We start from the raw sequence: 254 nt of genomic DNA, 5'->3' as shown, positions 1-254 counted from the left end.
AATGTGATTATAGATGACACCACAGCACCAACACCAGATGCAGTGAGTTTATCAGATATCACAGCAGAATGTGAAGTCACAACATTAACAGCACCAACAGCTACAGATAACTGTGGAGGCACAGTAACTGTAAGTCATAATGCAACACTTCCAATTTCAGGAGAAGGCACAACAACGATAGTGACGTGGACTTATGATGATGGCAATGGAAACACAAGCACGCAAGATCAGAATGTGATTATAGATGACACCAC

1 protein-coding gene is annotated in these 254 nt (G+C 41.7%); it reads left to right on the top strand.

Annotation, left to right across the window (positions count from 1 at the left end; genetic code table 11):
• Nucleotides 1–254: hypothetical protein (locus tag Q0893_RS19550; protein ID WP_299278985.1), on the top strand; the 254-nt coding region annotated here is incomplete at both ends.

The sequence above is a fragment of the uncultured Psychroserpens sp. genome, from assembly GCF_947494225.1.
GTDB lineage: Bacteria > Bacteroidota > Bacteroidia > Flavobacteriales > Flavobacteriaceae > Psychroserpens.
Note: the sequence above shows the minus strand (reverse complement) of the source record. Positions and strands in the feature narration are given on the sequence as shown.